Annotated in this window: 17 protein-coding genes; 5 read left to right on the top strand and 12 right to left on the bottom strand. The window is 38.5% G+C overall.

Annotation, left to right across the window (positions count from 1 at the left end; all coding sequences use genetic code 11):
• Positions 1-8 precede the first annotated feature (8 nt).
• Positions 9-1,253 carry a PSP1 domain-containing protein gene (locus HEQ28_RS13150; protein WP_434503129.1) on the top strand — a complete coding sequence of 415 codons (1,245 nt, stop codon included), beginning with the start codon at positions 9-11 and terminating at the stop codon, positions 1,251-1,253.
• A gap of 6 nt (positions 1,254-1,259) precedes the next feature.
• Positions 1,260-1,724, top strand: coding sequence for a gliding motility lipoprotein GldH (locus HEQ28_RS13145; protein WP_434503128.1), 465 nt, complete (start codon positions 1,260-1,262; stop codon positions 1,722-1,724).
• Here HEQ28_RS13145 and rodA read toward each other — a convergent pair.
• The 8 genes from rodA to HEQ28_RS13105 form a co-directional block, all read right to left on the bottom strand.
• Positions 1,710-3,182, bottom strand: coding sequence for a rod shape-determining protein RodA (gene rodA, locus HEQ28_RS13140; protein WP_434503127.1), 1,473 nt, complete (start codon positions 3,180-3,182; stop codon positions 1,710-1,712). The genes HEQ28_RS13145 and rodA overlap by 15 nt on opposite strands.
• Positions 3,163-5,013 (bottom strand): penicillin-binding protein 2, encoded by a 1,851-nt coding sequence (mrdA, locus tag HEQ28_RS13135; protein WP_434503126.1) that lies wholly within the window; start codon positions 5,011-5,013, stop codon positions 3,163-3,165. Before mrdA ends, rodA begins: the two co-directional genes overlap by 20 nt.
• A gap of 52 nt (positions 5,014-5,065) precedes the next feature.
• Positions 5,066-5,566: a rod shape-determining protein MreD gene (gene mreD / locus HEQ28_RS13130; protein ID WP_434503125.1), complete on the bottom strand. Its 501-nt coding sequence runs from the start codon at positions 5,564-5,566 to the stop codon at positions 5,066-5,068.
• Between the two features lie 15 nt (positions 5,567-5,581).
• Positions 5,582-6,448, bottom strand: a complete 867-nt coding sequence (mreC, locus tag HEQ28_RS13125; protein ID WP_434503124.1) for a rod shape-determining protein MreC — start codon at positions 6,446-6,448, stop codon at positions 5,582-5,584.
• A gap of 75 nt (positions 6,449-6,523) precedes the next feature.
• Positions 6,524-7,546, bottom strand: coding sequence for a rod shape-determining protein (locus HEQ28_RS13120; RefSeq protein WP_434503123.1), 1,023 nt, complete (start codon positions 7,544-7,546; stop codon positions 6,524-6,526).
• 10 nt (positions 7,547-7,556) lie between these two features.
• Entirely contained in the window at positions 7,557-8,150 is a 594-nt protein-coding gene (locus HEQ28_RS13115) for an IMP cyclohydrolase (protein WP_434503122.1), read from the bottom strand.
• An 82-nt stretch (positions 8,151-8,232) separates the two neighbouring features.
• On the bottom strand, positions 8,233-9,588 hold the full coding sequence (locus HEQ28_RS13110) for an NAD(P)-dependent oxidoreductase (RefSeq protein WP_434503121.1): 1,356 nt from the start codon (positions 9,586-9,588) through the stop codon (positions 8,233-8,235).
• Between the two features lie 139 nt (positions 9,589-9,727).
• Positions 9,728-10,600, bottom strand: coding sequence for a sigma-70 family RNA polymerase sigma factor (locus HEQ28_RS13105; RefSeq protein ID WP_434503120.1), 873 nt, complete (start codon positions 10,598-10,600; stop codon positions 9,728-9,730).
• 331 nt (positions 10,601-10,931) lie between these two features.
• Here HEQ28_RS13105 and HEQ28_RS13100 point away from each other — a divergent pair, with 331 nt between their 5' ends.
• On the top strand, positions 10,932-11,894 hold the full coding sequence (locus HEQ28_RS13100) for an esterase-like activity of phytase family protein (RefSeq protein ID WP_434503119.1): 963 nt from the start codon (positions 10,932-10,934) through the stop codon (positions 11,892-11,894).
• Between the two features lie 14 nt (positions 11,895-11,908).
• Entirely contained in the window at positions 11,909-12,487 is a 579-nt protein-coding gene (locus tag HEQ28_RS13095; protein WP_434503118.1) for a manganese efflux pump MntP, read from the top strand.
• 164 nt (positions 12,488-12,651) lie between these two features.
• Here the strand turns inward: HEQ28_RS13095 and HEQ28_RS13090 are convergent, their stop codons facing one another.
• The 4 genes from HEQ28_RS13090 to tpx form a co-directional block, all read right to left on the bottom strand.
• A complete protein-coding gene (locus HEQ28_RS13090) occupies positions 12,652-13,794 on the bottom strand; it encodes a cytochrome d ubiquinol oxidase subunit II (protein ID WP_434504466.1) in 1,143 nt (380 codons plus the stop codon).
• Positions 13,795-13,809: 15 nt separating this feature from the next.
• Positions 13,810-15,312 carry a cytochrome ubiquinol oxidase subunit I gene (locus tag HEQ28_RS13085; RefSeq protein WP_434503117.1) on the bottom strand — a complete coding sequence of 501 codons (1,503 nt, stop codon included), beginning with the start codon at positions 15,310-15,312 and terminating at the stop codon, positions 13,810-13,812.
• A 37-nt stretch (positions 15,313-15,349) separates the two neighbouring features.
• Entirely contained in the window at positions 15,350-15,553 is a 204-nt protein-coding gene (locus HEQ28_RS13080; RefSeq protein WP_434503116.1) for a DUF4492 domain-containing protein, read from the bottom strand.
• Positions 15,554-15,733: 180 nt separating this feature from the next.
• On the bottom strand, positions 15,734-16,234 hold the full coding sequence (gene tpx, locus HEQ28_RS13075) for a thiol peroxidase (protein ID WP_434503115.1): 501 nt from the start codon (positions 16,232-16,234) through the stop codon (positions 15,734-15,736).
• A gap of 311 nt (positions 16,235-16,545) precedes the next feature.
• Here tpx and HEQ28_RS13070 point away from each other — a divergent pair, with 311 nt between their 5' ends.
• Positions 16,546-17,157, top strand: a complete 612-nt coding sequence (locus HEQ28_RS13070; protein ID WP_434503114.1) for a TetR/AcrR family transcriptional regulator — start codon at positions 16,546-16,548, stop codon at positions 17,155-17,157.
• Positions 17,158-17,179 lie beyond the last annotated feature (22 nt).

Raw genomic sequence — 17,179 nt, 5'->3', positions numbered from 1 at the left:
CAATTCGTATGGATTATAAAAATATGAAATTCAAGGTCTCTAAGGGCTGTGACCACGGACTCTGCTGCCGAGCTTACGGTAGACAGGATAGACAACTCAACACTTGTGACTGGTTGGCTGATGTTCCTGGTAACGCAGAAAGTACAGACCTAGTTGAGGTTCAGTTCAAGAACACACGTAAAGGATATTATCATAACGTTAACGGACTGGATTTGAAGAAAGGCGACATCGTTGCCGTAGAATCAACTCCTGGACATGATATAGGTATCGTAACTCTTACAGGAAGACTGGTAAAGTTGCAGATAAAAAAGGCTAACCTGAAATCTGCCGATGATATAAAGCGTATTTACCGTATTGCAAAACCTGTTGATATTGAAAAATACGAAGAAGCAAAATCACGTGAACACGATACAATGATTCAAAGCCGCCAGATTGCAAAGAACCTTAATCTACAAATGAAGATTGGTGATGTGGAATATCAAGGTGACGGAAACAAAGCCATTTTTTATTATATCGCTGACGAGAGAGTAGACTTTAGACAACTTATTAAGGATTTAGCTGCCGCTTTCCACGTAAGGATAGAGATGAAGCAGATTGGTGCCAGACAAGAAGCTGGACGAATCGGCGGTACAGGTCCTTGCGGACGTGAGCTATGCTGCGCCACATGGATGAAGAACTTTGTGAGCGTTAGCACCAATGCAGCACGTTTTCAGGATATATCACTGAATCCACAGAAACTAGCAGGAATGTGTGCAAAACTGAAATGTTGCCTTAACTATGAGGTTGACGGATATGTTGAAGCAGGAAAGAAGGTTCCTAGTAGAGAAATCATATTACAAACCATGGACAACGATTATCATTTGTTCAAGAGTGATATTCTTTCAGGACTCATAACCTACTCTACCGACAAGAATATGGCAGCTAATCTGGAGACAATTACTGCACAGCGTGCGCATGAGATTATTGATATGAATAGACACGGTGAAAAGCCATTATCGCTTCTTGAAAATGATAGGGCAAAAGCACCGAAAAAGCATAAAGATTTGCTTGAAGACGATATCAACCGTTTCGACAGTTCTAAACGAAAGAAGAAAAATAAGAACCGCAATGTTCCTAATAACATTAAACCTCAGGTAGACAACGCTGAAAATGGTAATGCTGATAATAACAAAAGCAACTACCGTCCTCAACGTAATAATAACCGAAGAAGAAACTATCCACCTAATGTTGAGAACAACGGCCAAGAAGGATAACATAAGATGAGAAAGAGCATCTCTACGATATTAATTATAACGGCAATTGCTGTTATAAGTTCCTGTACCGGGAATAAGGTGTATGACAAATATCAGCATACACCTGTTTCTGGATGGGAAAAGAATGACACTTTGAAGTTTGAAGTACCTAAGATGAATACAGAAGGTGTGTTTGCTGCTAATCTAGGATTGAGAATCAATAGTTCTTATCCATTTATGGGACTCACACTTATTGTTGACCAGACTGTATTTCCATCTCACATAACAAAAAGTGATACCATAAACTGTCAACTTATCGACAAGAACGGCAATAGCAAAGGACTAGGGATAAGTTACTATCAATACAATTTCTATATAGACAAAGTTAGCCTTAACAAAGGTGACAGTCTTGTTGTAAGCATAAGACACAACATGAAGCGAGAGATACTTCCTGGTATCAGCGACATTGGATATTCACTAAGTACGCACTAGATTTCTTCCTGCATCTATTCGCAGGAAGATAAACAATAGCAACGTGAATCCCCACAAGGAGGAACCTCCATAGCTGAAGAATGGTAACGGAATTCCGATTACCGGAGTCAGGCCTAGCACCATACCAACATTTATAAATACGTGGAACAGGAATATGCCCAACACGCAATAACCATATATTCGTCCAAAGCCAAACGGTTGTCGTTCAGAAAGATACATCAATCTTAATATCAAAGCAAGGAACAGACATAGAACTCCTGCCGAACCAAGAAAGCCTTCTTCCTCACCTACAGTACAGAATATAAAGTCGGTGTCCTGTTCTGGAACAAATTTCAATTTAGTCTGAGTTCCATTAAGGAATCCCTTTCCCTGCAATCCTCCTGAGCCTATTGCTATCTCACTTTGATGTACATTATATCCAGCACCACTTATATCCTCATCAAGTCCCAACAGCACATTGATACGTACACGTTGGTGTGGCTCCATGACATTATTTAGCACATAGTCTGCTGAATAGAAAAACACGATTGAACCTATTGTAAATGCCAATATAAAGAAGTAACTTGACAAGTGAGTACGTAACCAATTGTAAAGAAGGTATCCTATAAGAACTACACAAATTATAAGTTGCACCCATACTATATCGAACGAAGGAATTACATATACCGAAAACAAGAAACAGATCAAAGTAATTCCCAGACATGAATATAGCACTATCAACATTTTCTTTTTGTCCTTACAATACACATTGATAAGTACTGCTGAGAATATCTGTACAAGGAGCAGAACTATAAACTTACCTACTGAAGTCTGAGTATCGAACAGCATTACATTCTCATATTTTATTCCAAGCACGAAATATATGACCATCGCCAAACCTGTAAACAAAACGCTTCCAGGCATTCCTTCACGATAGAACATTAGGAAGAATGATAAATAAACCAAAGCTGAACCAGTTTCCTTCTGGGCTACAATAAACAACATTGGCAAGACAACAACGGCACATGCCGCAGCAAAATCCTTCAAACGATGAATATTAAAACCATAAGCCCCCATAAGCTTGGATATCGCCAATGCCGTGGCAAACTTAGCAAACTCTGCGGGTTGTAGACGCAACGGTCCCAATACGAGCCATGAGCGCGAGCCTTTTATTTCATGTGGATTGAAGATTGTGAGAAACAGCAATAATAAGAATATGCCATATATAACATAAGAGAACGTATCGTAAAACTTATCATCAAGCAACAAGATAACAAGTCCAAGAAACAGCGATGTTCCTATCCATACTATCTGCATACCCGATCGTGTGGAAAGACTGAAAATATCAGTATCTCCATACGTATAGCTAGCACCACACACGCTAATCCATCCGAAGATTAGCAATGCGATATATATGCCTATTGTCCACCAGTCAAGTGAACGAAGTACACTAGGTTGTTTATCTATTATGCGAGCCATAAGCAATTCTACGTTTCTGCAATTCTTCCGCCTGCTTCATTGCTGACGGTGATAGTTTACCATTCATATATTGTTCAAACAGCACTCCCGCAATAGGAACTGCGAAGTCTGCTCCGAATCCACCATTTTCAACATAAACAGCAATGGCTATTTTAGGTTTATCCATTGGTGCAAAGCCCATAAAGACAGAATGGTCCTGCCCCCTATTCTGTGCCGTTCCGGTCTTTCCGCATACAGTAAAGGGAAGATGTGCCAAAGCCTTACATGTTCCTTTTAGTGCTGACGATCTCATACCGGTAATAACTGCTCTGTATGCACGTTCACTCGCCATCGTACGATGACGACGCATATACATTGTATCAAGAGGTTCATATTGTACTTTCCTCACTACATGAGGTGCATAATAGTAACCGCGGTTAGCAATAGTAGCTCCAAGATTAGCTATCTGTAATGGAGTAAGATTTACTTCACCCTGTCCAATAGAAATACTAATAACGGTAAGCCCATTCCATGAACCGTGATAAGCTCGATCGTAGAATGTAGCATTAGGTATAAGCCCTCGCTTTTCTCCAGGCAAATCAATACCCAGTTTATAACCGAATCCCATACTGACCATGTAGTCTCGCCATATATTCATGGCATCCTCAACATTCTTGTATTTACTGCGATTGCTCATCATGTGGTAAAGACCCCAACAGAAATATCCGTTACACGATGTACTTATAGCTTCAATGAGATTTAATGGTGACGGGTGACCGTGGCATCCAACATGCAATCCATGATAGGAGAATCCATGATTACACGGGAACATAGTCGACGGGGTAATAATACCTTCTGTTAAATATGTAAGTGCCTGCGTTGTCTTGAATGTTGAACCTGGAGGATACTGTCCCATGATGGCACGGTTCAGAAGAGGTTTCCACACATTTCGTGACAATGCACGATGCGTCTTACTTCTCATTCTTCCAACAAGTGCCCTCGGATCATAAGTAGGAGAAGAAACAAGTGCAATAACTTCACCTGTCGAAGGTTCTATCGCAACAACACTACCTATCTTTCCTTGCAACATCCTTTCGGCAAGAGCCTGTAAATTAACATCAATGCTCAATGTCAAGTCCTTACCTGCCACAGGCTTTTTATCAAACTTTCCGTCTTGATAACTACCCTGAATTCGCCCATGGGCATCACGAAGAAGAATCTGAACTCCTTTCTCACCGCGTAATTGTTTCTCATAAGCTTTCTCCACACCAAGTTTACCAATATAGTCACCAGGCTGATAGTAATCATCTTCTTCTATATCAGCATCAGATACCTCACCTACATCACCCAAGACATGGGCTGCATAAGGATATTCATACTGTCTGATGCTACGTTTTTGCACATAGAATCCAGGGAAACGGAACATTTTTTCACGGAAGACACTGAATTCCTTGTCAGAAAGCTGACTTTTAAAAAGCTGCTGTGTAAAGCGACTATAACCAGGATTTTTGTTTCGGTCCTTGATATCGCTCATACGCTTTATAAACTCAGCCTTAGTCATTCCCAAAGCGGAACAAAACTCAAGAGTGTCTAAATGGCCACGAGCTTCATTCATAACAACCATAATATCATAAGCTGGTTGGTTGTAAACCATCAACTTACCATTGCGATCATATACGGTACCACGAGAAGGGAATTCTATTTTCTTTAGAAATGCATTACTGTCGGCATTTTTCTTATAGTCGTCACTCAGCAATTGCAGAGTGAACAAACGAATAGTATAAATGAGCACAATAGCTATACCCACTCCACCAATGACAAAACGTCTGTTTTCAAGATTAAAATCCTTCACCGTACAGTAATTTATTAAATGGAAGTTCCATAAAACGTCATAAATGACAAAATCATTTTGAACGGAAATTTTCTATCGCCAATATTAATATGGCAGACAAGATTGTGCTACCACAAACACATTCTACCCATTGCAGCCAATTAAAGAAATTGAATGTCTCAAGAGTGAAAAATGAAGCACAATATATCAAAATCACTATTATGGCATAATATCCAAACTTGTATGCTCCCAAACTATGCATCGACGGAGCCAAGTCATCAGCGCTATCACGTTGCAAGAACATTTTCAACACAGTCGGTTGTATAAGTCCTAGAAAAGTCATTGATGCCATAGAAACACCAGGGGTATCTGAGAATACATCTACAAAAAACCCCATTATAAAGCATAACAGCAATTCAGCCCAACGCGGATAATTTCGTGGAAATAGCAATACCATATATACATAAAGCATCGGCGTGGCGCAATTGAACAAATGTATATGATTCAACACCGTCACCTGTACCAATAATAATATGGCAAAGGCAAAAAAGCCTCTAAGCAACTGAATATTCATAACTTTCCTATACTGTTATTTTTCTTCTTTAGTTTTTATCGAATCCTGCGCAGCACGTAATACCTGAAGACGTTCAGCCATAACACGATTGTCTACAACACATACGTCACGCAGCTTTCCAAAATCTGTCGAAAGTATCACCTTTAGTCTATACGACATCTGATCGGCAGAATTATATACGTGTCTTATTCTTCCTACCATTACTCCCGCAGGGAACACTGAAGAATATCCACTTGTCACGACATAATCATATAACTTAAAATGAGCATGGCGTGGCACATCATCTACATAAGCTTGTGAAGCATCGCCACCTGTCCAGTGAAGATAACCGAAATAGCCACGTCCTTGAATGACACAACTAATGTTTGACTGTGAATTAAGTACTGGAATAACAACAGAATAATGTGCGGAAGTAAGATATACGATACCTACGACACCATTTCCAGAAACTACTCCCATATCTTTTTTTACACCATCAGCCTCACCTTTATTGATTGTTATTAAGTTGTCATGCTTGTCAACAGAATTAGTTATTACCTTTGCAGGAATAAGTCTGAAAGGTTGCAAACTTTTCAGAATTCGGCTGTTTTCCATGATTGAATCACCAATGGAATCACCAATCTGCTGATGAAGTTCTCTAAGTCGCTGCTCAAGATACAAGTTACGTTGAGTTAGTTCTTGATTAACCTTTGACAACTTGAAATACGAACCAATTTCAGATTCTGTCTCATATATCTTTCCCGTAACAGCATTGGCTGAAGAAAACCACACACTGCCCTGATAACTGTTAAACTGGAAGAGAAGAACAAAACTTATCACCTCTAACAGAATAAAGATAAACCAGTGATTATATTTTGCCAGAAAATCAAGAAGGTTACGCATATCTGAATTTGGAGTTAAATGTTAGGTGTTGACAACTTGAGAATACAAGTCAATCAACACCTTACATCTATATGTTTATCTCATTAGGAATGAGAAGTTGTCTACATTCTTTAGTGCAATGCCTGCACCCTTTGCTACACTGTGCAATGGATCATCAGCAATGTGGAATGGAATATTAATTTTGTCTGTGAGTCGCTTGTCCAAGCCGCGCAACAAAGCACCACCACCACTAAGATAGATACCATTCTTTACGATATCGGCATAAAGCTCAGGTGGTGTATTTTCAAGTGCTGAAAGAACCGCATTTTCAATTTTTGCAATAGTTTTGTCAAGACAATGAGCTACTTCCTGATAGCAAACAGGAACTTCCATAGGAAGCGCAGTTATGCGGTTAGGACCATGTACAACGAAGTCCTCAGGAGCTTCTGCGCCAAGATCTGTAAGAGCAGAACCAACATGAATCTTAATACGTTCAGCCATACGCTCACTTACCTTTACATTATGCTGACGGCTCATATATTCCTGAATATCTGCTGTAAGATCATCACCGGCTGTACGAATAGAGTTATTGCTCACGATACCACCAAGAGATATTACTGCAATTTCAGTACTACCACCACCGATATCAACAATCATATTACCTTCAGGAGCCTCAACATCAATACCGATACCGATAGCGGCTGCCATTGGTTCGAAAATCAAATAGACGTCACGTCCATCAGCATGCTCGGCACTGTCACGTACGGCACGCAACTCAACTTCTGTTGAACCAGAAGGGACACCGATAACCATTCTAAGAGAAGGAGACCACAAGCGACTGCCAGAGTGAACCATTTTAATAAGTCCACGCATCATCAGCTCACAAGCAGTAAAGTCTGCGATAACACCATCACGCAAAGGGCGTATTGTACGTATGTTATCGTGAGTCTTCTCATACATCATCTTTGCCTTTGCACCTACGGCAATCATCTTGTCTGTGCGACGGTCTAGGGCAACAACAGATGGTTCATCTACAACTATCTTATCATCACTGATGATGATAGTATTAGCTGTACCGAGGTCCATTGCTATTTCCTGAATAAAAGAAAAAAATCCCATATTTATTTTATTATTTAACAAACCAGTTATGGATTGCTGTATCATAATGACTACTTACACCAAAAGCACGCTCAGCAAACATCTTGCGATCTTCAATATCAGTATTCGCACCCTTCTTGTTAAGAATATCAAGCAATACAGAGTATTCTGCCTTACTAGGAATGATTACAACATCCTTGAAATTCTTGGCTCCTGCACGAATCAAAGAAATTCCACCTATATCAATCTTCTCAATAATATCTGCTTCTGAAGCACCGCTTGCGACAGTCTGCTCAAAAGGATAAAGATCAACGATAACAAGGTCGATAGAAGGGATCTCATATTCCTTCATCTGAGCAATATCACCTTCATTCTCACGGCGTGCTAGAATACCACCAAACACTTTAGGGTGCAATGTCTTGACACGACCTCCGAGTATTGACGGATAAGTTGTTACACTCTCTACTGCCTGACATTCGTAACCCAGTGACTCGATGAACTTCTGAGTACCGCCTGTGGACAGAAATTTAACACCTTCTTCATTAAGTTTAGCTAGCAATTTATCTAAACCATCCTTGTGGAAGACCGATATCAAAGCGGTCTTAATTGTCTTTATTTCAGCCATTATTTGAATATATTAATATATTTGACCGCAAAGTTACGAAAAACTACTGATAGACAACACGAAATTGATAAAAAATTGTGTTTTATTTGTCTGCGTTGTGATCTTCTTCAACTTTTTTAGCAACTTGAAGCAATTTCATGGCATCCACATACTGCGCTATGCCCTGAGCAACGTTCTTTGCGGCTTTCATTGCTAGCACAACCGTCTGCGGACGATGCACAACATCACCACCAGCAAACACACCTCTGCGAGTAGTCATTCCGCAAGGTCGGTCAACAACTTTTACATATCCTTTTTCATCAACCTCGATCCCTGCAGTAGTACTAACTATTCTATTTGCAGGTCTACTTCCGATAGCAAGATATATTCGGTCAAATTTTTCTATTCGTTCTCCTTGTGGAGTCTTTAATCTACATTCGGCAAGACGACCATTCTTACCTTCAATAAATTCCTCTACGCTTGTTTCCCATTCAAACTTCACGCCTTCTTTCAAAGCGTCTTCGTATTCAGAATTTATAGCTGGCATTTCTTCTTGAGTACGACGATATAGCACTGTAACGTCTGCGCCAAGTCTTATCGCTGTACGGGCTGCGTCCATAGCAACATTTCCACAACCAATAACACCTACTTTTTCGCCATCTTTTAAAGGGACCATGTTCCTACCGATTGCGCCTTCATTGAAACTGCTCACGTTATGAAGGAAATAAGTACTTTGGCTCACTCCATGAAGTTTTGCACCTGGCGTACTGTCCATATTCTGCGGAACAGCAGTTCCTGTTCCCATGAATATCGCATCATAACCAAGTCTGAACAAACTATCTACGTTAACTCCATTCTCGCCGACAAGAGTATTACATTCAAAGTATACTCCCAATGCCTCTATCTTTGAAATCTCAGCACGTACGACTTTCTTCGGCAAACGGTATTCCGGTATTCCATACATCAACACACCGCCGGGTTCACTCTGTCCTTCAAATATTGTTACGTTAAAACCTTGTCTTGCCAAATCTCCAGCCACGGTTAGTCCAGCTGGACCAGAACCGATAATAGCTATTTTTCCACGATCTTTTTGTGGCAGTTTTCCACGAATAAGATTCATATTCGTATCGAAATCTGCGATAAACTGCTCAAGTTTACCTATTTGTATAGGTTCACCTTTCTTGTTTAACACACAATGTCCCTGACATTGTTTTTCGTGCGGACATACACGACCACAGATAGCTGGAAGATTACTTTTTTCATTAATAATACTCATAGCATCCCCCATATTACCCATACTTAAAGCATGAATAAAATCAGGGATATTGTTTCCTATCGGACACCCTTTTCTACATAGCGGGGTCTTACAGTTTAAACATTTCTTAGCCTCGTTTATTGCTTCTTTCATTGTAAAGCCTTCATCGACTACATGAAATGAATTTGTATCTTCTTTAATCATAATTGTGTCTTAATTAGTTTGTTTTTATATATCAGTTTGTTTTATTCTCTGTTTTTCCGACAACGTTCTATTTATGATTAGCCTCAAAAAAAATAAGAGAAGACTACGCTTCTCTTACCCTTCATATAGTAATTATATTTTATCCTAGATATTTCATCAAGATCTTTGCGTAACCGCTATCACGCAACTTAGCAATGCTCTTCTCACGAATCTGCCTTACACGTTCACGAGTAAGCCCTAACTGATCTCCTATTTCCTCAAGTCCTTTTTCGTGGCATGCAATTCCAAAACATTCACGTATAATAGTTATCTCACGTTCTTTAAGAACCTTCTTCAACACTGATTCAAGCTCAAGTGCCATAGATTCATGATCAACCTGACGGTCTGTACGGCTATCATCGCCACCAGCCATTATATCAACCATACTATTATCCTCACCATCTTGGAAAGGTGCGTCTATACTTACGTGATGACTGTCAGCCATTAGGCTTTGGTCTATCTTTTCTTCCTCAATTTTAGTTACGGTAGAAAGTTCTGACAGTGATGGTTTACGTTGGAATTCCTGTTCAAACTTATTGATTTCACGATTGATTTTGTTTAGCGAACCAACCTGATTCAAAGGTAAACGAACTATACGACTCTGCTCTGCGATAGCCTGTAGAATACTCTGACGAATCCACCATACAGCATAAGAGATAAACTTAAATCCACGAGTCTCATCAAACTTCTCGGCTGCTTTCACAAGACCAATATTACCTTCATCAATAAGGTCAGTAAGTGAAAGTCCTTGATGTTGATACTGTTTTGCAACAGAAACAACAAATCGCAAGTTGGCTGTAACAAGTTTCTCTTTGGCGCGCGCTCCTTCAACGCCTCCCTTTCTAATTTTCTGCGCAAGATCTATCTCCTCATCAATGGAGATAAGAGGTGCACGTCCAATTTCTACGAGATACTTATCCAAGGCTTCGCTTGAACGGTTTGTAATACTCTTCTGAATTTTAAGTTGTCTCATCCTTTTACCTATTTCTTTTTCTTAACTTCCTGATTATCAGTAATATCCGTATTTTCACCCCACTAAAAGGCTTGCAAAGGTAATAATTTTATTCGATATCACAACATCTTATATATAAGATTTAATCATAATTAACCTCATCGGAAGTTTTTGGTTGTAGTATATAAATTGAAAATCTATATAATAACGCTATACATAATTTTATATTGCATAATAGCATTAATTTTAATATTATAAATTAAATCATAAATACAATCTGTTCGTATCAGGATTTTTTATTAACTTTGCAACGTTTCTTCCGTAAAGACAATAAAAAGAAGACAACTATTGATTGAATATGAAAAGAAATATTCTATTCGGTATAATAACATTACTGAGTCTTTCCATTCAGGGACAGAATATTTGGAAAGATTATAATTCGGTAAGTATGATGCCTCAACATAATTTTTCTGCCATACCTTCTGGCAACTATAGTGGCATTACCTATATTGGGAATGACGACTATGCTGTAGTTTCTGATAAAGGTAACAATGAAGGATATTATATTTTCCATATTGAAATCAATAACAATGGTGACATAACCGATATAACAAACAAAGATTTTATTAATTTAAATGGCAACAATCTTGATCAAGAAGCGATAACATTCAATCCAGAGACACATCATATATACATTGGAAACGAAGGATCATCAAATATAATAGAATATGATGTCAATTCAAAAAGTATTGTTCGCTCTGCAGAGATTAGTGATTATAAGAAACATTGTATTCCAAATAGAAGCATTGAGAGTCTTACTTATGATAAAACTCGTGACAAACTGTTTACTATCAACGAGTCACCACTTATTGGTGATAGTAGCCGAATGTTACGACTAAAACAGCTGAATACTCATCTGACTGAAGAAAAAGAATTTCCATATTTCATAGAGAAGCCTTTAAAGCCTGCCGACACCCCACAAGACCGACACGCCTATGGTGTTTCCGAACTACTTTCACTCAACGACTCTACCCTACTTGTTCTCGAGCGTGAACTGTATATTACTTCTATGAAATTGGGTAGTTGGGTAATAAATCGCATCTACCGTATCGTTCCCGGCAACCCAACTAAACATCCTGTATGCTCTTGGCGTACCTCATTGCAACTGACGAGTTTCAACTTTGCTAATTACGAAGGTATGTGTCTGGGACCTAAGTTATCAGACGGTCGACAAGTTATCATACTTTGCGCCGACAGTCAAAATCGCTACAAGGGTGTACTAAAAGATTATTTCAGGACAATAATATTGCAATAAAAATATAATAATATATGAATCAACTTGATATCTGGTTTTTAGCATTGGCACTAGCCATGGATTGTTTCGCCGTATCTATAGCAAGTGGCATCATTGTGAAGAAACACATAGGAAAAATGATGATAAGAATGGCTTTTCTATTTGGTTTTTTTCAGGCTGCTATGCCATTGATAGGTTGGTTTGGAGTGAGTACATTTACATCATATCTTGAGAATGTAGACCATTGGATAGCATTCTGCTTACTTACTTTTCTGGGTGGTAGAATGATAAGAGAATCTTTTCTCCCAGAAGAAGAAAAGAAGATTAAGCCACGCAAACTTAAAACTCAGGTTGTTCTCGCCATCGCCACAAGTATTGACGCACTGGCTGTTGGCATATCTTTCGCCTGCACAGGTTTCTCAAATCTTAAAATGCTTGTATGTCCGCTGTTGATAATAGGCTTCGTCTCATTTGTAATGTCGATCATAGGCGTATTACTGGGGGTAAGATTCGGCAAACCTATCGCAAAGAAATTAAAACCAGAACTATTGGGAGGTTTTATCCTTATTATTATAGGTATAAAGGTTCTACTTTCACATCTTTATGGTTTGTAACTTAATAAAAAGTGGTTCTTAGTCACTTTTTTATAATGTCAATTTATTGCTTACTCACGATGTTTATGTGAGAACTTTTTATAAAACAAATTGACATCACCAAAAGTGAATAAGAACCTATAACATTTAATCAAAAGATTTCTTGCAACTATCTAGTTTCAATACTAGTATAGTTGTCCGTCTTCCTTCAGTTCATCTTTTGTCAAAGATCTTTTGTCTATAGCACGCCACGCATAAATAATGTATGCCAACACGAAAGGCACTAGTAGTGATACCACAGACATCACCTGCAAAGTGAAATAACTAGAACAACTATTGCCTAGATAAAGCGAACTTTGCAAATCTGCATTCGAAGGATAATAAGCTGTATTATTGTAACCTACAAGCAGGAATAAAGCTATCACTGTCAACGTAGTTCCTATTCCTACTGGCCAAATACCACGTATATACTTCTTCGATATGATACTGCGAATCGTACCGAATAATACCAATACCACTCCGACAACGAACACAACAGCTACCACTGGCATGTGCAACAGGTTCAAGGCATACTTATATGGCACCATGCTCACCACTCCGGCTGCATTAACACCATAACCGTCTTTAACTAGTATATGTTCTAGAAATGCGAGGAACAATATCAAGAAAGGAACTGTGTCGCGTAAGAGTTGCAAACGCAACTTACCATTAATTTCTTTGTCGTTGATATTATTGATCATATATAAAGAGCCTTCCATACGAGCAAGGAACATCACCGCAAATCCAAATATCAAATTCCAAGGATCAAGCAATGCGTCAAGTCCGTGAGAAGCATTCGCCCAATGGCTGATTGTGTTGTTGTCAAGCAGCCCCATTGATGCCTTGTTTACGATGAAGTTTGACCCGTTAAAGAATGTAGCCACAGCCGCACCAATCAGAAACGGTCCGAATACACCATTGAAAACGAGGAAACGACGATATACTTTCGATCCGAAAATATTGCCTGGCTTAGATTGAAATTCATAAGACACAGCCTGTAATACAAAACTAACCAAGATTAACATCCACACCCAATAAGCACCACCAAAACTTGTGCTATAAAACAATGGGAATGATGCAAAGAAAGCACCACCGAATGTAACCAAGGTTGTAAAGGTGAATTCCCATTTACGACCTGTAGAATTTACGATCAGCTTTTTCTCTTCTTCTGTTCTTCCAACTGCGAAGATTAGAGAGTTTGCACCTTGCACGAACATCAAAAACACTAGCAATCCCGCCAAAAGCGAAATTACCAACCACCAATATTGTTGCAGAAATTCATAAGTTATCATAAGGCAACGTTTTTATTTTGATTCAACAATAGGCTCTGGTCCTTTGCGAATGGCTTTCAATAAGATTGTCAATTCCGCAACAAGCAAAGCTGTAAACAGTAACAAAAATAGGAAGAATGTAATGACAACCGAACTGCTTTCCACACCAGAAACAGCAGCTGACAATGGTAACAGATCCTGAATAGCCCAAGGCTGGCGACCAACTTCCGTCAGAATCCAACCACACTGACCTGCTATCCACACCAAAGGTATTGAACCTAATGCAGTATATAGCAACCAGCGATTATTTTCTAATTTATCTTTGCGACCATACCATAGCATCAAAACCATTACTAGTACTAGCAAAATACCGACTCCAACCATTACACGGAAAGCCCAATAAATCAAATTAACATTAGACTCAGATACTAATTCGTGCTTATCTTTTATATATCCATAACCAAAATACTTCATGTTTTTGTTCAGTACCAACTGAGCTGAATCTTTTTTGGTCTGATCTGTCTTTTCATATTTCTTGAAATCTCTGAAAGCATTCAAGGCCAACCTTCCTTTAACCATTTTTTGATCTGCAGACAAATGTTTCTCACCAGTTATAGGATCAGTGTATCCATTCATCAAATCATTGATGCCTGGCACATAACCATTTATATCATGTGTAGCAAGAATAGAAAGCATACCTGGAATTTTCACACCTGGCACTAGAGAAAAAGGCACATCCTTTCCGCCATCCATCAGCCCCTCGGCAGCAGCCAGCTTCATTGGTTGGTTTTTCGCCATCTGTAGTCCTGATTGGTCACCAGTAAACATAACGAATAGAGCAGAAAATAGACCGATTATAGCAGCCACCTTTATACTTGCTTTTGCCATAGGCTGTTCACGTCTTTTCAGCAGGAACCAACAGCTCACTCCAATTACAAAAACACATCCAGTCAACCAACCGCTACTAACGGTATGAAGAAATTTCATTGCCGGTGCAGCAGAAAAAGCGACAGCAGAAAAATCTGTCATTTCATTGCGCACTGTCACTGGATTGAATGCCATTCCCACAGGATGCTGCATCCAAGCATTAGCAACCAATATCCACCATGCCGACAACGTAGCACCTATACCAGTAAGCCAAGTAGACGCAAGATGAAAACTTTTGCTGACTTTATTCCAACCAAAAAACATCACCGCTATAAACGTCGCTTCCATGAAGAAAGCTAAAATGCCCTCTATTGCCAATGGCGCACCAAAGATATCGCCTACAAACCAGGAATAGTTACTCCAGTTAGTTCCGAACTCGAATTCCAGAATTATTCCCGTTGCCACGCCGATAGCGAAGTTTATACCAAAAAGTTTCATCCAGAATCGTGCAGCACGTTTCCAGAAATCATCTTTTTTAATAACATAAAGAGTTTCCATTGTTCCCATAATAACCGCTAAACCAAGCGTCAGTGGAACAAACAGCCAATGATAGCATGCCGTTAAAGCAAATTGTGCTCTCGACCAGTCTATTAGTGAAGTGTCTAACATATAGATTATCTTTTATAAGTTTTTCTTTAGGTTTACTCTATTTGATCTTTTCTATGAGGTTCTCTCCTACTTTATTTTGTTTTTCCTTATCACTCATGCCACTAAGTGCAGGATGAAAGAAGAACAGTCGTAATACAACAAATATGATAAACAATTTGATAATTATCACGAGCCATAGAGTACGGCCCCACGTCATATTGCGGAAGCCATCGCGATAGAATCGCCAAACTGAAGTCAACATGTGTATAACTTTCATAGATGCAAATTAAATATTTTTTTCCCACTTTTCCAATTCTATAACTGAAAAATATATCAAATTATGTTGCAAAGCAGAAAATAAAGGTTCATAAACAACACGAGAGAGGAAAAACATTAAATATAATGATCAACCTCTCTCGTGTTCATTTAAGAACTAACTAATTTATTTTAAAACAGCCAAAGCAGCTTCATAGTTAGGTTCGTTAGTTATTTCATCTACCAACTCTTCGTAGGTGATATTACCTTCTTCGTTAACAATCACAACTGCACGAGCCAAAAGACCTTTCAAAGGACCTTCAGTAATGCCTAGACCATAATTATCTTCTAGACAGTTGCAACGGAATGCTGAAAGAGAAACTACATTTTCCAATCCCTCTGTTGTACAAAAACGAGACTGTGCAAATGGTAAGTCCTTACTAACGCACAACACAACTGTGTTAGGTAAAGAAGATGCCTCTTTATTGAAACGTCTTACCGAATTAGCACAAACAGGTGTATCAAGACTAGGAAAAATGTTGAGCACAACTTTTTTACCAATGAAATCACCAATATGAGCAACGCTTAAATCAGCTTTCACTCCACCAAACTTTGGTGCTTTTTCTCCTACTTTTGGAAGTTCACCAGTTAATTCTACTGGGCTTCCTTGAAAATTTACTTTTGACATAATTCTATATATTTAATTTAAATAGTTCTTTAACGACGATAGTGCAAATCAGTGGAAATACAAAAATAAAAACTTGGTTTAATTTTGGCTTTTCCTAATGCTGTCTATGCTAACTGGTGGTAAAGATAGTGCAAGTTAAATACAAATCAAAATATATTTGATTTATTTTATCTATGGTGAATGTTAATCTTATCTATCATGAGTTTGTGATAAATGTAAATCTATAATAAAATATAAATTTCTTGAGAGTTATTTGGAAGTTACATTAAAACAAACTACTTTTGTTCCCGATTGGTAACATAACTATTTATATGAATAAAACAGTAAATACAGAACGCGATAGAGAGGCTACAGAAAACAAATTGATTGTGGCTATCGGACAGATGATTGAAGAAAACGGATTCGAGAAAATCGGTATCAATGCTGTTGCAGCTAAATCTGAAGTATCAAAGATATTGATATATCGCTACTTTGGTTCTATCGACGGACTTCTTACTGCCTATATTCGCAAGAATGATTTTTGGCTTAACTTCCCAAATAAGTTTCCTGAAAAAGAAGGTATACCTGCTTTTCTTAAAAGCGTGTTTCATAAAATGGTTATGCAATTAAGAACTAATTCTGTGCTCAGACGCTTATATCGCTGGGAACTATCAAGCAATAATAATATTATCGAAGTGGTGAGACGACAGCGCGAAGTAGCTGGTAACGATATAATTGCTAACATATCTGAAATAATGATGTGCCAACCAAAGAGTCTCGCTGCAATAGCTACCATAATAACATCATCAATAACATATTTAGCTATGCTTGAAGATAATTGCAATATATATAATGGTATAAGAATTGATCAGGAAACTGGATGGAAACAGATTACAGATGCAATAGACATGATCATTGACAATACTTTTAATTCACTTAAATAAAAATCAAATTCTTTTTTAAAAA

The sequence above is a fragment of the Prevotella sp. genome (assembly GCF_051059605.1).
Classification (GTDB): Bacteria; Bacteroidota; Bacteroidia; order Bacteroidales; family Bacteroidaceae; genus Prevotella.
Note: the sequence above shows the minus strand (reverse complement) of the source record. Positions and strands in the feature narration are given on the sequence as shown.